General features: G+C 59.4%; 16 protein-coding genes and 1 pseudogene. 3 read left to right on the forward strand and 14 right to left on the reverse strand.

Translation table 11 applies throughout. The features are described from left to right. Window positions 1-73: 73 nt before the first annotated feature. The 7 genes and pseudogenes from BQ5353_RS13250 to BQ5353_RS03325 form a co-directional block, all read right to left on the reverse strand. Window positions 74-865: a (2Fe-2S)-binding protein gene (locus tag BQ5353_RS13250; protein WP_071427303.1), complete on the reverse strand. Its 792-nt coding sequence runs from the start codon at window positions 863-865 to the stop codon at window positions 74-76. Beyond that, window positions 855-2,300, reverse strand: a complete 1,446-nt coding sequence (locus BQ5353_RS03300) for an FAD-dependent oxidoreductase (protein ID WP_071427304.1) — start codon at window positions 2,298-2,300, stop codon at window positions 855-857. The genes BQ5353_RS13250 and BQ5353_RS03300 overlap by 11 nt, the downstream gene beginning before the upstream one ends. A 20-nt stretch (window positions 2,301-2,320) precedes the next feature. Beyond that, a complete protein-coding gene (locus tag BQ5353_RS03305; protein WP_071427305.1) occupies window positions 2,321-3,490 on the reverse strand; it encodes an NAD(P)/FAD-dependent oxidoreductase in 1,170 nt (389 codons plus the stop codon). Between the two features lie 105 nt (window positions 3,491-3,595). Further along, window positions 3,596-4,225: an amidohydrolase family protein gene (locus BQ5353_RS13000; protein ID WP_071427306.1), complete on the reverse strand. Its 630-nt coding sequence runs from the start codon at window positions 4,223-4,225 to the stop codon at window positions 3,596-3,598. A gap of 49 nt (window positions 4,226-4,274) precedes the next feature. Then, window positions 4,275-5,069: pseudogene (locus BQ5353_RS13465) on the reverse strand (2Fe-2S iron-sulfur cluster-binding protein); the annotation flags it as partial. A gap of 20 nt (window positions 5,070-5,089) precedes the next feature. Further along, entirely contained in the window at window positions 5,090-6,259 is a 1,170-nt protein-coding gene (locus tag BQ5353_RS03320; RefSeq protein WP_071427305.1) for an NAD(P)/FAD-dependent oxidoreductase, read from the reverse strand. Window positions 6,260-6,364: 105 nt separating this feature from the next. Then, a complete protein-coding gene (locus tag BQ5353_RS03325) occupies window positions 6,365-7,933 on the reverse strand; it encodes an amidohydrolase family protein (RefSeq protein ID WP_071427308.1) in 1,569 nt (522 codons plus the stop codon). A 94-nt stretch (window positions 7,934-8,027) separates the two neighbouring features. On the opposite strand from BQ5353_RS03325, the gene BQ5353_RS12520 reads away from it, so the two are divergent. The 3 genes from BQ5353_RS12520 (at window position 8,028) to BQ5353_RS03340 (ending at window position 10,068) form a co-directional block, all read left to right on the forward strand. Then, complete coding sequence (locus tag BQ5353_RS12520; RefSeq protein ID WP_054330765.1) at window positions 8,028-8,639, forward strand: pentapeptide repeat-containing protein; 612 nt, start codon at window positions 8,028-8,030, stop codon at window positions 8,637-8,639. Window positions 8,640-8,739: 100 nt separating this feature from the next. Further along, window positions 8,740-9,507: a CAP domain-containing protein gene (locus tag BQ5353_RS03335; protein WP_054330764.1), complete on the forward strand. Its 768-nt coding sequence runs from the start codon at window positions 8,740-8,742 to the stop codon at window positions 9,505-9,507. A gap of 126 nt (window positions 9,508-9,633) precedes the next feature. Then, window positions 9,634-10,068, forward strand: a complete 435-nt coding sequence (locus BQ5353_RS03340) for a DUF3592 domain-containing protein (RefSeq protein WP_054330763.1) — start codon at window positions 9,634-9,636, stop codon at window positions 10,066-10,068. 101 nt (window positions 10,069-10,169) lie between these two features. Here the strand turns inward: BQ5353_RS03340 and cysS are convergent, their stop codons facing one another. The 7 genes from cysS to BQ5353_RS03375 form a co-directional block, all read right to left on the reverse strand. Then, entirely contained in the window at window positions 10,170-11,564 is a 1,395-nt protein-coding gene (gene cysS / locus BQ5353_RS03345) for a cysteine--tRNA ligase (RefSeq protein ID WP_054330762.1), read from the reverse strand. Between the two features lie 430 nt (window positions 11,565-11,994). After that, complete coding sequence (gene pgsA / locus BQ5353_RS03350) at window positions 11,995-12,549, reverse strand: CDP-diacylglycerol--glycerol-3-phosphate 3-phosphatidyltransferase (RefSeq protein WP_071427309.1); 555 nt, start codon at window positions 12,547-12,549, stop codon at window positions 11,995-11,997. Window positions 12,550-12,561: 12 nt separating this feature from the next. Next, window positions 12,562-13,890: a 30S ribosomal protein S12 methylthiotransferase RimO gene (gene rimO / locus BQ5353_RS03355; protein WP_071427310.1), complete on the reverse strand. Its 1,329-nt coding sequence runs from the start codon at window positions 13,888-13,890 to the stop codon at window positions 12,562-12,564. Window positions 13,891-13,938: 48 nt separating this feature from the next. Then, entirely contained in the window at window positions 13,939-14,559 is a 621-nt protein-coding gene (locus BQ5353_RS03360; RefSeq protein WP_071427311.1) for a regulatory protein RecX, read from the reverse strand. A gap of 2 nt (window positions 14,560-14,561) precedes the next feature. After that, on the reverse strand, window positions 14,562-15,218 hold the full coding sequence (locus tag BQ5353_RS13260; protein ID WP_083386364.1) for a CDP-alcohol phosphatidyltransferase family protein: 657 nt from the start codon (window positions 15,216-15,218) through the stop codon (window positions 14,562-14,564). Between the two features lie 12 nt (window positions 15,219-15,230). After that, complete coding sequence (gene rimO / locus BQ5353_RS03370; protein ID WP_071427310.1) at window positions 15,231-16,559, reverse strand: 30S ribosomal protein S12 methylthiotransferase RimO; 1,329 nt, start codon at window positions 16,557-16,559, stop codon at window positions 15,231-15,233. Between the two features lie 48 nt (window positions 16,560-16,607). Then, complete coding sequence (locus tag BQ5353_RS03375; protein WP_071427311.1) at window positions 16,608-17,228, reverse strand: regulatory protein RecX; 621 nt, start codon at window positions 17,226-17,228, stop codon at window positions 16,608-16,610.

Below are 17,228 nucleotides of genomic sequence, written 5' to 3' on the forward strand. Positions count from 1 at the left end.
ATCCTCGATACTCTTTCAAAAAGGAAGCAGCGGCATGGCCCCATAGCCATGCCGCTGCTTAAATATTGGGGTTTTACTTGGAGCGATCCCCCCGGATAGCCCCGATGGTCACCGGCTTCACCGGCACCCGGTACCGCGGGCCGCCCAATTCCTCCACCGGCTTTCCCGCAGCGGTGGAAAGTTCCTTCATAATCAGAGAGATACAGGTCTTGCCTTGGCAGGGGCCCATGGAGGCCCGGGTTGCCAATTTCACCTCATTGAGGGTCAAGTTGCCGTCGCCGATGGTTTTCAGCAGCTCTTCCATAGAGATGTCCTCGCAGCGGCAGACGATGCTCTCCCCGCAGCCTTTGCACCGGGGAGCGGAGAATGCCCCGTTGCCCTCGGTAACCGCAAGCTTCATGCCGCGGACAGTCTGTGCCAGGCTGTTGTCCACCGCCAAGGAGACGATGGAGGTCTTGTTGGGGAATTTCTGCACCTTGACCACCTGGGCTTTTCCCACCACTTGGCCGTCCCGGTCCACCGCGTCGACGGTATCCCCCACCTGGGGCAGGGGGAGGAACTCATAGGGAATGCGGACCACCGTCTTGTCCTCCGAATAGGTCTCGTCGATGACAAAAACCGCAAGGCCCGGGCAGGCGGTCATGCACAGGCCGCAGCCGGTACATTTATCGTAGTAGACCTCCGGCAGGTCGTTGATGTCGGTCAAAGGCTTCACCGCGCCGAATTTGCAGGCGGTGTAGCAGGGGTTGCAGGGGATGGACTGGAAGCACTCAAACACCGCATAAGGGCCCTGTTTCCGCCGTTCGGGGGAGGGCAGGCGCTCCCGCACTTTCTGTTCCACTTCCATGGCATGGCTATTTGGCATAGTCAACGCACTTCCCTTCCTTCAGTTTCTCAACGCCGCTGCGGATCTTTGCTCCGCCCGGACCCTGGCGCAGCATCTGGAGCTGGCCCTGGTAATCGGCGAATTTTTCCTCGAATCCATCGACGGCTGCAAGGTCATTGGCAGCGGACAACCCGGCAATCTTGCCGGTCAGCATGGCGCTGGAGGCCTCCTCCACACCGCTGGCATCGCCGGCGGCATAGATGGTCCCCACGCTGGTGCGGCGGCAGTCGTCCAGAGCCGGGACATAGCCCCCCAGCTCGGGGACGAACTTCATCTCGCACCCCGCCTGGAAGAAGAGCTCCACCAGGGGGGAAAGGCCCACTGCCATGCACATAATATCGGCCTTGATATCTTTTTCGGTACCGGGGATGGGCTGCCACTTTTCATCCAGCTGATGGATGACCGCACCCTCCAGCTTCCCCTCGCCATAGGCGTAAGAGACGGTGTGGCTGGTGAGGATGGGCACCCCGGCCCGGCGCAGCTTGGCGGCGTGGACCTCATACCCGCCGATGCGGGGGGCGGCCTCCACCACCGCTTTGACATTGACCCCGGCCTGGAGCAGTTGGTAGCTGACGATGAGGCCGATGTTCCCCGCGCCAATCATGATGACGTCCTTGCCGGGGAGCACCCCTTCCAGGTTCATCAGGGTCTGTACCGCGCCCGCGCCGTAGACGCCGGGCAGGTCGTTGTTGGGGAATACCAGGTTCTTCTCAAAGGCCCCGGTTGCCACGATCACCCGCTTGGGGAGGATGCCCTCCACCTGGTGATCCCGCTCCACCATGACGATGCCATCTGCATAATACCCTAAGGCGGAGGTGTTGACCCATAGTTCGATGTTGGGGCTGGCGGCGATCTCCTTCTCCAAACCTTCGGCGATGGTGATGCCCCGGGTGCCGGCCTGCTGCTTCTCCGACCCGAAGAATTTATGGGTCTGCTTCACCAGCTGGCCGCCCAGCTTCTGACCCCGCTCCACCAGGATGACCTTGGCCCCGCCTTTGGCGGCCTCGATGGCGGCGCACATGCCAGCCGGGCCCGCGCCCACCACTAGGATATCGGTTTCGATCAGGTTGCGTCTTTCCCCAAGGCGGCTCTCGATCTCCACATCCAGCTTGGGATGGGCATGGCCTTCCTGCCGCTCCACCCGCAGCCCCTCCCGAAGGGGCTCCACACAGGTTCGCACATTGGGCACGCCGTCCACCTTCATCATGCAAGAGGAACAGTTGCCAATGGCGCAGAAAAGGCCCCGGGGCCGGTGTTTGACCTCACTTTCGTGGAGTACCCGCACGCCGTTTGCGTGGAGCGCCGCCGCCACTGACTCCCCTTCGTAGCCCTCCAGTGTTTTGCCTTCAAAAGTAAATGTGACCTTCCTCCCCTTGTCAAAGGTGAGGATAGGATGTTGTTCCATTCGGTTCATGGTCGCTTTTCTCCCTCCCGCTATTTGATAAACCGGTCGTAGGAGAAGGACGAGATATCATGCTTCGTCTTTCCCTCTTTGATCAGGTCAGAAACCAGTTCCCCGGTGATGGGGGCCAAGGCAATGCCGTCCCCCTCGTGGCCGGTGGCGAAGATCAGGCCCGGCAGTGCTTTGGTGGCGCCGATAATCGGGGAGCCGTCCTCACAGAAGGGCCGCAGGCCGGAAAATGTGCGGATGATGTTGACATCCTTGAGGAAGGGCACAAACCGGGTGACATAGTTGCAGACCTCCCGGAGGACCTCAAAGCTGGTGGAGACATCATACCCGGCGAATTCCCGGTTGTTGCCGATGAGCAGGTTTCCATGTTCGGTCTGTTCGATAGAGAGGCCCACCCCCAGCTTCAGGCCGGGATCGTCGGAACCCTTGGCCAGTTCAGGATGGTGCTTGATGGCGATGTACCGGGCACAGAGCAGCTCTTTGTGGAAGATGGGCGGCAGCGGCTCGGTGACCATCGTCTGGCCCCGGCGGGGGCGGATGGGCACATCCAGGCCCACCATCTCCCCGATGAAGGGGGACCATGCCCCGGCGGCTACCACCGCACATTCGGTCTCAATCTCCCCGCGGCTGGTCTGCACCCCGCGGACGGCGCCGTTCTTCACCGTGATGCCGGTGACCTGGGTGTGGGTCCAGAACTCCGCCCCCAATTCCTTTGCCTTCTTGGCAAAGGCCAAGGTGGTGGCAATGGGGTCGGCGTGGCCGTCTAAGGCGCTGTAGGCTGCGGCAGCGATGTTCTTGGAGAGGTAGGGCTCCATTTTACGGGCGTCGTCCCCAGAGATGATCTCCACCTCCATGCCGCACTTTTTCTGGTTGGCCACCACTTCCTCCATGACGGCCAGCTGTTCTTCTGTTTCAATCAAAATCAAGCCGCCGGGGCGCTGGTAATAGACCTCGCTCCCCAACTCCTTGGAAAGGGTCTGGTAGATGCCGGCGCTCTCCATCGCCAAGGTCAATGGAAGTCCCGGTTTTTTGGTCTGCATGAAAATGAAGCCGTCACAGGCGCTGGAAGTCCCCTCCCCTACGCCCCGGCGCTCCACCACGATGGGGCGGATTCCCTTTTTTGCCAGGTAGTAGGCGATGGAACAGCCGATGATGCCCCCGCCGATGATGACGGCATCCCGTTTGGTTGCCATGGTTGTGTTTCCCCCTAATCATTATTTGTTTGGGCGAACCACTGGACGCCCGAAAGCCCCGGTGCTGCCAAGGCGGGGCGTTCCACTGGTTCTTCCCCCATTGGATTACATTTTCTGGGTGAGCTCGTACAGTTTTGGGTTTTGGGTGACGGTCGGGTCGCCCAGGCGCTCCAGCATGGTGGCGTATGCCCCGCGGGCGTCGGCGATGATCTTCTTCTCATCCACCTTGGTGAGCTTGCGGCCCTCCATGACCACGGCGCCGTCTACAATAGTCAAATCCACATCCTGGCCCATGGCGTGGTACACCAGCCGCTGTACCGGCATATCCCCAAAGGGGGCCAGATGGGGCTGTTCCACATCTACTGCGATGATGTCCGCCTTCTTTCCCACTTCTAGGGAGCCGATCAAATGATCCAGCTTGAGGGCCTTGGCCGGCTCGATGGTACACAGCTCCAGCACCTTGCCGCAGGGCAGCAGGGACAGGTCGTGGAACCGGCCCCGCTGCAAGACCTGGAGCATCTTCATATCCCGCCAGATGTCGTAGCTGCGGTCGGGGGCGGTGCCGTCGGTGACCACCGCCACATGGGCCCCAGCTTGCAGAAGCTCGTAAACCGGACAGGTTTTCAGGATGTTGGAGTGGGTGGCCGGGCCGTGGAACACATAGGCCCCGGTCTTGGCCAGGATGGCGATCTCCTCCTGGGAGAGTCCGGTGCTGTGGGTCAGGGAAAGCCCCACCTTGAGNGAGGCCGATGTTCCCCGCGCCAATCATGATGACGTCCTTGCCGGGGAGCACCCCTTCCAGGTTCATCAGGGTCTGTACCGCGCCCGCGCCGTAGACGCCGGGCAGGTCGTTGTTGGGGAATACCAGGTTCTTCTCAAAGGCCCCGGTTGCCACGATCACCCGCTTGGGGAGGATGCCCTCCACCTGGTGATCCCGCTCCACCATGACGATGCCATCTGCATAATACCCTAAGGCGGAGGTGTTGACCCATAGTTCGATGTTGGGGCTGGCGGCGATCTCCTTCTCCAAACCTTCGGCGATGGTGATGCCCCGGGTGCCGGCCTGCTGCTTCTCCGACCCGAAGAATTTATGGGTCTGCTTCACCAGCTGGCCGCCCAGCTTCTGACCCCGCTCCACCAGGATGACCTTGGCCCCGCCTTTGGCGGCCTCGATGGCGGCGCACATGCCAGCCGGGCCCGCGCCCACCACTAGGATATCGGTTTCGATCAGGTTGCGTCTTTCCCCAAGGCGGCTCTCGATCTCCACATCCAGCTTGGGATGGGCATGGCCTTCCTGCCGCTCCACCCGCAGCCCCTCCCGAAGGGGCTCCACACAGGTTCGCACATTGGGCACGCCGTCCACCTTCATCATGCAAGAGGAACAGTTGCCAATGGCGCAGAAAAGGCCCCGGGGCCGGTGTTTGACCTCACTTTCGTGGAGTACCCGCACGCCGTTTGCGTGGAGCGCCGCCGCCACTGACTCCCCTTCGTAGCCCTCCAGTGTTTTGCCTTCAAAAGTAAATGTGACCTTCCTCCCCTTGTCAAAGGTGAGGATAGGATGTTGTTCCATTCGGTTCATGGTCGCTTTTCTCCCTCCCGCTATTTGATAAACCGGTCGTAGGAGAAGGACGAGATATCATGCTTCGTCTTTCCCTCTTTGATCAGGTCAGAAACCAGTTCCCCGGTGATGGGGGCCAAGGCAATGCCGTCCCCCTCGTGGCCGGTGGCGAAGATCAGGCCCGGCAGTGCTTTGGTGGCGCCGATAATCGGGGAGCCGTCCTCACAGAAGGGCCGCAGGCCGGAAAATGTGCGGATGATGTTGACATCCTTGAGGAAGGGCACAAACCGGGTGACATAGTTGCAGACCTCCCGGAGGACCTCAAAGCTGGTGGAGACATCATACCCGGCGAATTCCCGGTTGTTGCCGATGAGCAGGTTTCCATGTTCGGTCTGTTCGATAGAGAGGCCCACCCCCAGCTTCAGGCCGGGATCGTCGGAACCCTTGGCCAGTTCAGGATGGTGCTTGATGGCGATGTACCGGGCACAGAGCAGCTCTTTGTGGAAGATGGGCGGCAGCGGCTCGGTGACCATCGTCTGGCCCCGGCGGGGGCGGATGGGCACATCCAGGCCCACCATCTCCCCGATGAAGGGGGACCATGCCCCGGCGGCTACCACCGCACATTCGGTCTCAATCTCCCCGCGGCTGGTCTGCACCCCGCGGACGGCGCCGTTCTTCACCGTGATGCCGGTGACCTGGGTGTGGGTCCAGAACTCCGCCCCCAATTCCTTTGCCTTCTTGGCAAAGGCCAAGGTGGTGGCAATGGGGTCGGCGTGGCCGTCTAAGGCGCTGTAGGCTGCGGCAGCGATGTTCTTGGAGAGGTAGGGCTCCATTTTACGGGCGTCGTCCCCAGAGATGATCTCCACCTCCATGCCGCACTTTTTCTGGTTGGCCACCACTTCCTCCATGACGGCCAGCTGTTCTTCTGTTTCAATCAAAATCAAGCCGCCGGGGCGCTGGTAATAGACCTCGCTCCCCAACTCCTTGGAAAGGGTCTGGTAGATGCCGGCGCTCTCCATCGCCAAGGTCAATGGAAGTCCCGGTTTTTTGGTCTGCATGAAAATGAAGCCGTCACAGGCGCTGGAAGTCCCCTCCCCTACGCCCCGGCGCTCCACCACGATGGGGCGGATTCCCTTTTTTGCCAGGTAGTAGGCGATGGAACAGCCGATGATGCCCCCGCCGATGATGACGGCATCCCGTTTGGTTGCCATGGTTGTGTTTCCCCCTAATCATTATTTGTTTGGGCGAACCACTGGACGCCCGAAAGCCCCGGTGCTGCCAAGGCGGGGCGTTCCACTGGTTCTTCCCCCATTGGATTACATTTTCTGGGTGAGCTCGTACAGTTTTGGGTTTTGGGTGACGGTCGGGTCGCCCAGGCGCTCCAGCATGGTGGCGTATGCCCCGCGGGCGTCGGCGATGATCTTCTTCTCATCCACCTTGGTGAGCTTGCGGCCCTCCATGACCACGGCGCCGTCTACAATAGTCAAATCCACATCCTGGCCCATGGCGTGGTACACCAGCCGCTGTACCGGCATATCCCCAAAGGGGGCCAGATGGGGCTGTTCCACATCTACTGCGATGATGTCCGCCTTCTTTCCCACTTCTAGGGAGCCGATCAAATGATCCAGCTTGAGGGCCTTGGCCGGCTCGATGGTACACAGCTCCAGCACCTTGCCGCAGGGCAGCAGGGACAGGTCGTGGAACCGGCCCCGCTGCAAGACCTGGAGCATCTTCATATCCCGCCAGATGTCGTAGCTGCGGTCGGGGGCGGTGCCGTCGGTGACCACCGCCACATGGGCCCCAGCTTGCAGAAGCTCGTAAACCGGACAGGTTTTCAGGATGTTGGAGTGGGTGGCCGGGCCGTGGAACACATAGGCCCCGGTCTTGGCCAGGATGGCGATCTCCTCCTGGGAGAGTCCGGTGCTGTGGGTCAGGGAAAGCCCCACCTTGAGGACCTCCGGAGTGGTGTCGTAGAGGAACTGAATATCCCCAGCAAAGGCGTGGGTGTGCAGCGGCACCCCATATTCCTCCGCCAAACGGTACATCTCCCTGTTGTGGGCGATGTTGTCCTCCGCCGATTCCCCTGGCCGCAAACCCATCCGGCCGGGGGCGACGATGCAGGTCTCCAAGGGGTGGCGGCCATTGTAAGCCTTCAGCGCCTCTTCGGTGGAACGGTAGGCCATCTTAGGGGTGACGGTGGATTCGGTGTACTCCTTCCCATTCCAGGCCCGGGCTTTTTTAGGCCAGGGGCCATTGGCACAGCCGATGCCGCTCAGCTGGCGGATGCCCACCCGGCTGGAGCCCTCCAGGTTAGCCCCCACCGGCTCGATGATGTCGATGCGGGGGGTGCTCCCCACCATGGAAACGCCGGTGGTAATGCCGAATTTTATCCGCTCCGCTGCGGCCAGAGAGCCCTCCGCCCGCCAGAATTCGGTGTCGGTGCATTGGTAATAGACCTGCTCCGCCAGATCATCCCAGTCGTCCCGGTATTCAAACAGGTTTTTGATGAGGCAATGGCCAGCGTGGCCGTGGGCGTCCACCAAACCGGGCAGAACCGCATGGCCGCACAGGTCGATGACCCGACCCGCCTCCGGCAGAACAGGAAGGTCGCTCATGGGGCCGATAGCCGCAATGGTGTCCTTCTCCACTGCCACATATCCAGGCTGATAGACGGTGTGGGCGCTGTCCACTGTGATGACACAACCGTTGATCAGCAATAAATCAAACATCAAATCCGCCTCCTTGTCAAAGTCGGCCAAAAGGCCGTATTCTTCGGAAAATCCCGCCAGTTTTTTACCGGCATCCCCCCTGTTTTTTGTCGCAACCGATGCTTCTATGGTACCACAGCTGCCAAGGATTGTAAATCCCTTCTCATCGTTTGACAAATTTATCATCTCCTTGCCCCGGGGGGGGATTCCCACCTTGCGAAGGGAGAGCATTCGTGATACAATAAGAACAAATATTCCAGGGAGGACCGCCATGATCACCGAGCTTTGCACCCAATACGAGCACGAGGACTTTTCCGGCATGGATTTTTCTGGCATGGATCTTTGCGGTTACACCTTTTCCCACTGCAAGTTCCGCTGCTGTAAACTGAGCGACCTTTCCACCAAGCGCTGCCTGTTTACAAGCTGCGATTTTTCCATGGCCCAGCTCAACGGCTCCGACCATCAAAACAGCGCCTTTATCAACTGCGAATTTCTCTCCACCAGCCTGTTCTGCGCCTCTTTCCACCAGTGTAAATGCACTGGGAGCTCCTTTATGGGTTCCACCTTAATCGGCACCCAGTTCTCCGGCGGCAGCTACTCCTATGTCTGCTTTTCGGAGTGCGACCTCTCCCGGATGAAGTTCGACGGCGCCCGGCTGGACCACGCCGATCTCTCCCGCTGTGACCTCTGTGAAGCCGACCTGCGGGGATGCGACCTCTCCCAAGCGGTGGTATCCGCCGCCAAACTGGACAAAGCTGACCTGCGAGGCGCCACCTTGTCCGGTTGCGACATGCTCTCCTGCCGGCTTAAGCAGGCAAAAATCGACCTAAAACAAGCCGTCTATCTGGCGGAACTGACCGGTGCCGTCTGCGCCGATTTATAAAATCTTATCATCTGGATTCGGTTTTCACCCTTTTGTCACCGAGGGGTGGTATTCTCTTCCCATCCCCAACTATCTTCGTCTTAGAAAGGAGTGACCGTGTTTGAAACGAATTGTCCTCATATGGCTGGCCGCCCTCTCGCTGGTCCTTGCCGGCTGCCAGCCGGCGGAGGAGCCCTCCCAACCGGGGGACCTGTCCAGTACCATGGAGTCCTCCTCTGAACCCTCCTTCCAGGAGCTGGAGGAGCGCCCAGCATCCTCTGCGCCGGAACGTTCCTCTGAATCCAACCAATCGGAACAGGAGGACGCAGGGGAACAGGTTGCCGCCCAACGGGCAGCTGAACAGCAGGCTGACGCTCAGAAGGCGGAAGAAGAGCACAAGGCCCAGGAAATGGAACAACAGCAGAAATTGGAAAACTTTTCCGCATATGCCAGCGGTGACGCCTTTTTGAGCAAGGTGGAAAAGAAGGTCATCGAGCTCACTAACGACGAGCGGGAACGCAACGGCCTCAACCGCTTGGAGACCGACTCCACCCTAGGGGAGGCAGCCCGCATCCGCAGCCGGGAGCTGTATGAAAACGATCACTTTGACCACACCCGGCCCAACGGGGACTCTTGGGTCACCGTGCTGACCCAGGACCTTCTGTACGCCTTCCATCACGCAGGAGAAAACTTGGCCTCGGTAGAGTACAACGACCCAAGCGGCACCTACGCCTATGATGGGGATTATTGGGTCACCACCTGGATCGAGAGCCCGCCCCATTATGAAAACATGCTGCGGGACACCTACACCAAAATCGGGGTGGGCATCTACCTGGCCCAGGAGGGGGATATGACCATCGCCTACGCCACCACCATCTTTTCGGATTGACGGGAAAGATGGAATTGAGGCTGGGGGACACAGCAGGCTCCCAGCGAAGGGTTCCTCATAACCCTAAGCACCCAGCTGTTTTTCGCGCGTTTTTCCAAGTTCACATAGGATAAGGAGGATTTTTTAATGAGCCAAAGCACTATGTTCGCCCTCTCCTTTGGCGGGATCTGGGGGTTGGTGGGGGCTGTTCTGTTCCTGGTGGGGTGGAACATCTCCCGGGATCAAAAGCGCCGCCAAAAGCTGTGTACCCAACTAGCCGCAGGTACCGTGGCGGAAATCCACACCCGCACCCACCGCCGGGGGCAGGTTGCCTATTACCCGGTGTTCACCTACTTCGCAGAAGGACAGAAATACACGGTGGAATCCAGCTTCGCCTGGTATACCTCCCAGTTTGAACCCGGCGACCCGGTATCGGTGTACTTCCAGCCTGGCAACCCCCAGAACTACTATGTCAAAGAGGAATCGGCATCCCAGAAATTCACCGTCTCTTTCCAGCGGATGGGCGCTGGCTGTCTAGTGATGGCGGCCGCCGCCTGTGCCATCGCCTACTTCTTTGGATGAGTTTATAAACCGAAACAAGGAAGAGCTCTCCCTTTCCACCTTGTTTTTTAAAAAGCAAAGGGCTGCCGATTGGCAGCCCTTTTTTATCTGTAAAAATACTGTTATTTCCGGCTCCACTGGACGCCTTGAGGGGTGTCCTTGAGCACGATGCCCATATCGGCCAGCTGATCCCGGATGGCGTCGGCGGTTTTAAAGTCCTTGTTCTTCCGGGCCTCCTGCCGCTTGGCAATCAGCTCCTCCACCTGGGCATCCAAGCTTCCGTCATCCCGGTTGTACAGAAGGCCCAGCACGTCGGCCAACTCGTCAAACTTTTTGGCGGCATACTCTACTGCGGCTTTGGACCGGGGCTCAGACAGGTAGGTGTTGATCTCCCGGGCCATTTCAAACAGGGCGGCGATGCCGTCTGCGGTGTTCAGATCGTCGTCCATGGCCTCCACAAACTGTGCCACCCGGTTGTCGATAGCCGCAAAGAAGGCCTCATCCCCTTCCCCAGCTTCGGGCAGGGCGTTTTTCAGGGCGAAATCCATATTCTCCCGGCAGTTATACAGCCGCGCCAGGGATGCCTTGCACTGTTCAATGACGTCGTAGCTGTAGTTGATGGGGCTGCGGTAATGGGCTTGGAGCATCATAAATTTGATGGGCTCATAGCCGAATTTTTCCGCCACCTCCCGGGTGGTAAAGAAGTTGCCCAAAGATTTGCTCATCTTCCGGTTATCCACGTTGATAAAGCCGTTGTGCATCCAGTAGTGGGCGTAGGGCTTGCCGGTGCAGCACTCCCCTTGGGCGATCTCATTTTCATGGTGGGGGAACACCAGGTCGTTGCCGCCGCAGTGGATGTCAATGGTGTCGCCCAGGTACTTGTGGATCATAGCGGTGCACTCAATGTGCCAGCCGGGGCGGCCCATCCCCCAGGGGGATTCCCAAGCGGGTTCGCCGGGCTTGGCAGCCTTCCACAAAACAAAGTCCAGGGCGTCCTCCTTCTGGTCGCTGACATCGATCCGGTTTCCGGCGTCCAGCTCCTCCAGCGGCATGTGGGAGAGCTTGCCGTAGTCCTGAAACTTTTTGGTGCGGAAGTAAACATCCCCGTTTTTGGCATAGGCGTAGCCCTTGTCCTCCAGGGTCTTGACAATTTCGATGATGGTGTCCACCGTTTCGGTGGCGCGGGGATGGAAGGTGGCCTCCTTGACCCCAAGGCCCTTGGCGTCCACCTCATATTCCTTGATGTACCGCTCGGCCACCTCTTTGACGGTGATCCCCTCTTCAGCGGCCTTTTTGATCAGCTTGTCGTCGATGTCGGTAAAGTTCTGCACAAAGGTGACCTCATACCCCCGGTACTCCAGGTAACGGCGCAGGGTGTCAAAGACGCAGATGGGCCGGGCGTTTCCGATATGGATGTAGTTGTACACGGTAGGGCCGCAGGCGTAGATCTTCACCTTTCCGGGCTCAATGGGCACAAACTCTTCTTTTTGCCGTGTCAGGGTGTTGTAAATCTTCATGATTACCTCCAAAAAACTCCCCCCAGCGGGGTACATTTGCCAGCCAACAAAAAACGCCCCGTTCCGGGATCTCTCCCGAAACAGAGGCGATGGGGACTCGCGGTTCCACTCTGGTTTTTCACTCCACAGGCGGTGGTAACGGGAAGCCATCCCGCAGGGTGATACTGGGGGAAATCCCTTTCCCGGTTCCCACCCCGTGCTCCTCGGGCGCACTTCCCGGCCATCCTCCCCTGGAAACGGTTTCAGCGCAGTCCCATTTCCTCTCTGCCAAGGGGGTGTCGGCGGTACTCTTCCCGCGTCGTTGCATCGGTCTATTTTCCTAGTATATGCCGCAGTGGCTGTCCTGATTCCCTTTGGGATGGGATAAATCGAATATCCACCGCTTTGGTAGCTATTTTATCACAAAGGGACAGGAAATTCAAGGGAATTTTTACTGGGCGAAGAACTCCCGGTTGCCCAATACATAGTGCATCCCGCTGTAAACGGTGAGGATCACCACAGCGGCCATCAAAGCGTAATGGAGCCCCCAGAGGAATGAAGGCAGCGCCATCTGCCCGGCCAGAAACTGCAAAAGGATGGCGTAGCAGACCCAGACCATCTGGGTGGCAGTTTTGTACTTGCCGGACTTGTCAGCGGCGATGACCTTGCCTTCCCCGGCGGCCACCAGCCGGATGGAGGTGACCAAAAACTCCCGGGAGATGATGATGATAACCACCCAAGCCGGAGCTAGGCCGATCTCCACAAAACAGATGAGAGCGGCGGTGACCAACAGCTTGTCGGCCAGGGGGTCCATCAGCTTGCCAAAGTTGGTGACCAGCTGATCCCGCCGGGCCAGGTAGCCGTCCAGAAAGTCGGTGAAGGAGGCAATGGCAAACACCGCCAGCGCCCACAGCTGGGAGGCTGGCAGCAGGTCGGTCATCAGGAACAGGACAAAAAACGGGATGAGGATTACCCGGATCAAGGTCAGCTTATTGGGCGTGTTCATCAGCAGCCCCCCTTATTCTTTGATGTGGCCCACAAGGTCGTACTCCACAAAATTTTCGATAACCACCTCCACGAAATCGCCGGGGCAGAGGTCTTCCTCGCTGGAGAAATAGACCTTGGTGTCGATGTCCGGGGCGTCCATATAGCTGCGGCCGTAATAGAGGCCGGACTCCTCGTCCATATCCTCCACCATGACGGTGAAGGTTTTCCCCACAAAGGTTTTGTTGATCTCCTCGGCGATGGAGAGCTGTTCGGTCATCAGCACCTCCGCCCGGCGCTGCATCACCTCCGGATCAATCTGATCCGCCATCTCCGCCGCGGGGGTGTCCTCCTCCCGGGAGTAGGTAAAGCAGCCCAGGCGCTCAAATTTCACCTCGTGGATGAAGTTGCACAGTTCTTCAAACTGCTCCTCCGTCTCCCCGGGGAAGCCGACAATCATGGTGGTGCGCAGCACCACGCCGGGCACCTTGTCCCGGATCTTTTGCAGCAGCGCCTTGAGGGTGTCCGCGTTGCCCTTGCGGTTCATGGCCCTGAGGACCTCCCCGCTGGCGTGCTGAATGGGCACATCCACATATTTGACGATCTTCTCCTCCTGGGCCATGACCTCCAGAAGCTCGTCGGTGATTCGGTCGGGGTAGCAGTACAGGATGCGCACCCAGCGGATGCCATCGATTTTGCAGATCTCCCGCAGAAGTTCGGGCAGCACCAACCGCCCATAGAGGTCGTCGCCGTAGCGGGTGGTGTCCTGGGCCACCACGTTGACCTCTTTCACCCCCTGGGCGGCAAGCCGTTTGACCTCGTCCAGCACGTCCTCCATGGGGCGGCTGCGGAAGTCCCCCCGGATGAGGGGAATGGCGCAGAAAGCGCAGCGGTTGTTGCAGCCGTCGGCCAGCTTCACATAGGCGAAGAAGGGCGCATTGGCCAGCACCCGGTTGCCGCTTAAGGGCATCAGGGTCTTGTCGGCAAAGGAGACGACCCGCTCCCCTGCCAGCGCCTGTTTAATGGCCTTGACGATTTCCCCGTTGCAGCCGATGCCCAGCACCACATCCGCCTCGGGGATCTCCAGAGCCACTTCTTTTTGGTACCGCTCGGCCAGGCAGCCGGTAACCACCACCACCTTGATTTTTCCCTCCGCCTTCATTTGGCAGAACTCCAAAATCGTCTCGATGGATTCCTTTTTGGCGTCCTCAATGAAGCCGCAGGTGTTGATGATGACCACGTCGCACTGCTCGGCGTCGGCGCAGAGCTCAAACCCATTTTCCTGGATCAGGGCCAGCATGATTTCCGCGTCCACCTGGTTCTTGGAACAGCCCAGGGAGACCATGCCCACTTTATATGCCATAGTTGTATTCTCTCCATTCCGCCGGGTTCCCGGCAACTTGGGAAAAGGCTAATCCGCCTCTTCCTCTTCCATGACCCGCCGGATGGCGGATTTAATCTGGTCGTAGGAATACCCCAGCCGGGAAAGGGCCCCGACTGTTTTATTCCAGCCTTTTTCTTCCCCCAGGTACCGCAGGTATTTGCGGCGGATGACTCCCTCCAGCTGGGACTGGGTCTCCTCCTCGTCGAACTGGGCGGCGGCCTCCCGGCAGATGTCCTGGGGGATGCCCCTCCTTTGCAGCTCCTGCTCGATCCGCCGGGGGGAATAATGCTTTAGGTTGTATAGATCCCGGGCGCAGCAGAAGGCATAGTCCCCGTCGTTGACCAAGCCCAGCTCCTCCATCCGGTCCACCGCCGCCTGGGAAGCCTCCTCATCGGCGTAGCGGGAGAGCTTCTCCTTCAGCTGATGGGCGGTATATCCCCGGGCGGAGAGGAGCCGCAGCGCCCGCTCTTTGGCGGTTTTATAATCGGATTCCCGGCGCAGCGCCTCCAATTCCTCCACCGAAAGATCCATCCCCACCGCCAAGCGAGCGGTGTAAAAGACCTCTTCGTGCAGCGAAAAAAGGTACTGCCCCTCCACGCTTACGGCGTAGCGGCCCCGTTTGGTCCGGGAAAGGTCGGTGATCCGCATCCTTACGCCTCATCCTCCACCGTGATGTCAATTTTGGCAGTGGAAGGCGCAGGAGCCGGGGCGGGAGCTGCCGCTGCCGGAGCTTTTCCACCTTTTTTGGCAGGTTTCCCGGTCAGTTTGTCGGCGTTCTCCCGGATCTTCTGGGCCAGTTCCTCCACAATATCGGGGTGTTCCTTCAGGTATTCCTTCAGGTTGTCGCGGCCCTGGAACCGGGCGTCGCCATAGGTGAACCAGGCGCCGGATTTGTTGATGATGTCCAGCTTCACCGCCATATCCAGGATCTCCCCTTCTTTGGAGATGCCCTGGCCGTACATGATGTCAAACTCCGCCTCTTTAAAGGGCGGGGCCACCTTGTTTTTCACCACTTTCACCCGGGTGCGGTTGCCCACCACCTCGCCGTTCTGCTTCAGCTGTTCCACCCGGCGGACATCCAGCCGCACCGAGGAATAAAACTTCAGGGCCCGGCCACCGGGGGTGGTTTCCGGGTTGCCGTAGACCACGCCGATCTTCTCCCGCAGCTGGTTGATGAAGNAGGAGGCAATGGCAAACACCGCCAGCGCCCACAGCTGGGAGGCTGGCAGCAGGTCGGTCATCAGGAACAGGACAAAAAACGGGATGAGGATTACCCGGATCAAGGTCAGCTTATTGGGCGTGTTCATCAGCAGCCCCCCTTATTCTTTGATGTGGCCCACAAGGTCGTACTCCACAAAATTTTCGATAACCACCTCCACGAAATCGCCGGGGCAGAGGTCTTCCTCGCTGGAGAAATAGACCTTGGTGTCGATGTCCGGGGCGTCCATATAGCTGCGGCCGTAATAGAGGCCGGACTCCTCGTCCATATCCTCCACCATGACGGTGAAGGTTTTCCCCACAAAGGTTTTGTTGATCTCCTCGGCGATGGAGAGCTGTTCGGTCATCAGCACCTCCGCCCGGCGCTGCATCACCTCCGGATCAATCTGATCCGCCATCTCCGCCGCGGGGGTGTCCTCCTCCCGGGAGTAGGTAAAGCAGCCCAGGCGCTCAAATTTCACCTCGTGGATGAAGTTGCACAGTTCTTCAAACTGCTCCTCCGTCTCCCCGGGGAAGCCGACAATCATGGTGGTGCGCAGCACCACGCCGGGCACCTTGTCCCGGATCTTTTGCAGCAGCGCCTTGAGGGTGTCCGCGTTGCCCTTGCGGTTCATGGCCCTGAGGACCTCCCCGCTGGCGTGCTGAATGGGCACATCCACATATTTGACGATCTTCTCCTCCTGGGCCATGACCTCCAGAAGCTCGTCGGTGATTCGGTCGGGGTAGCAGTACAGGATGCGCACCCAGCGGATGCCATCGATTTTGCAGATCTCCCGCAGAAGTTCGGGCAGCACCAACCGCCCATAGAGGTCGTCGCCGTAGCGGGTGGTGTCCTGGGCCACCACGTTGACCTCTTTCACCCCCTGGGCGGCAAGCCGTTTGACCTCGTCCAGCACGTCCTCCATGGGGCGGCTGCGGAAGTCCCCCCGGATGAGGGGAATGGCGCAGAAAGCGCAGCGGTTGTTGCAGCCGTCGGCCAGCTTCACATAGGCGAAGAAGGGCGCATTGGCCAGCACCCGGTTGCCGCTTAAGGGCATCAGGGTCTTGTCGGCAAAGGAGACGACCCGCTCCCCTGCCAGCGCCTGTTTAATGGCCTTGACGATTTCCCCGTTGCAGCCGATGCCCAGCACCACATCCGCCTCGGGGATCTCCAGAGCCACTTCTTTTTGGTACCGCTCGGCCAGGCAGCCGGTAACCACCACCACCTTGATTTTTCCCTCCGCCTTCATTTGGCAGAACTCCAAAATCGTCTCGATGGATTCCTTTTTGGCGTCCTCAATGAAGCCGCAGGTGTTGATGATGACCACGTCGCACTGCTCGGCGTCGGCGCAGAGCTCAAACCCATTTTCCTGGATCAGGGCCAGCATGATTTCCGCGTCCACCTGGTTCTTGGAACAGCCCAGGGAGACCATGCCCACTTTATATGCCATAGTTGTATTCTCTCCATTCCGCCGGGTTCCCGGCAACTTGGGAAAAGGCTAATCCGCCTCTTCCTCTTCCATGACCCGCCGGATGGCGGATTTAATCTGGTCGTAGGAATACCCCAGCCGGGAAAGGGCCCCGACTGTTTTATTCCAGCCTTTTTCTTCCCCCAGGTACCGCAGGTATTTGCGGCGGATGACTCCCTCCAGCTGGGACTGGGTCTCCTCCTCGTCGAACTGGGCGGCGGCCTCCCGGCAGATGTCCTGGGGGATGCCCCTCCTTTGCAGCTCCTGCTCGATCCGCCGGGGGGAATAATGCTTTAGGTTGTATAGATCCCGGGCGCAGCAGAAGGCATAGTCCCCGTCGTTGACCAAGCCCAGCTCCTCCATCCGGTCCACCGCCGCCTGGGAAGCCTCCTCATCGGCGTAGCGGGAGAGCTTCTCCTTCAGCTGATGGGCGGTATATCCCCGGGCGGAGAGGAGCCGCAGCGCCCGCTCTTTGGCGGTTTTATAATCGGATTCCCGGCGCAGCGCCTCCAATTCCTCCACCGAAAGATCCATCCCCACCGCCAAGCGAGCGGTGTAAAAGACCTCTTCGTGCAGCGAAAAAAGGTACTGCCCCTCCACGCTTACGGCGTAGCGGCCCCGTTTGGTCCGGGAAAGGTCGGTGATCCGCAT

This window comes from Merdimmobilis hominis (assembly GCF_900104615.1).
Lineage (GTDB): Bacteria > Bacillota > Clostridia > Oscillospirales > Ruminococcaceae > Merdimmobilis > Merdimmobilis hominis.

Coding starts and splice junctions, on each gene's coding strand:
- BQ5353_RS13250 (WP_071427303.1), bottom strand. CDS start 865: ATGCCAAATAGCCATGCCATGGAAGTGGAACAGAAAGTGCGGGAGCGC.
- BQ5353_RS03300 (WP_071427304.1), bottom strand. CDS start 2,300: ATGAACCGAATGGAACAACATCCTATCCTCACCTTTGACAAGGGGAGG.
- BQ5353_RS03305 (WP_071427305.1), bottom strand. CDS start 3,490: ATGGCAACCAAACGGGATGCCGTCATCATCGGCGGGGGCATCATCGGC.
- BQ5353_RS03320 (WP_071427305.1), bottom strand. CDS start 6,259: ATGGCAACCAAACGGGATGCCGTCATCATCGGCGGGGGCATCATCGGC.
- BQ5353_RS12520 (WP_054330765.1), top strand. CDS start 8,028: ATGATCACCGAGCTTTGCACCCAATACGAGCACGAGGACTTTTCCGGC.
- BQ5353_RS03340 (WP_054330763.1), top strand. CDS start 9,634: ATGAGCCAAAGCACTATGTTCGCCCTCTCCTTTGGCGGGATCTGGGGG.
- cysS (WP_054330762.1), bottom strand. CDS start 11,564: ATGAAGATTTACAACACCCTGACACGGCAAAAAGAAGAGTTTGTGCCC.
- pgsA (WP_071427309.1), bottom strand. CDS start 12,549: ATGAACACGCCCAATAAGCTGACCTTGATCCGGGTAATCCTCATCCCG.
- rimO (WP_071427310.1), bottom strand. CDS start 13,890: ATGGCATATAAAGTGGGCATGGTCTCCCTGGGCTGTTCCAAGAACCAG.
- BQ5353_RS03360 (WP_071427311.1), bottom strand. CDS start 14,559: ATGCGGATCACCGACCTTTCCCGGACCAAACGGGGCCGCTACGCCGTA.
- rimO (WP_071427310.1), bottom strand. CDS start 16,559: ATGGCATATAAAGTGGGCATGGTCTCCCTGGGCTGTTCCAAGAACCAG.
- BQ5353_RS03375 (WP_071427311.1), bottom strand. CDS start 17,228: ATGCGGATCACCGACCTTTCCCGGACCAAACGGGGCCGCTACGCCGTA.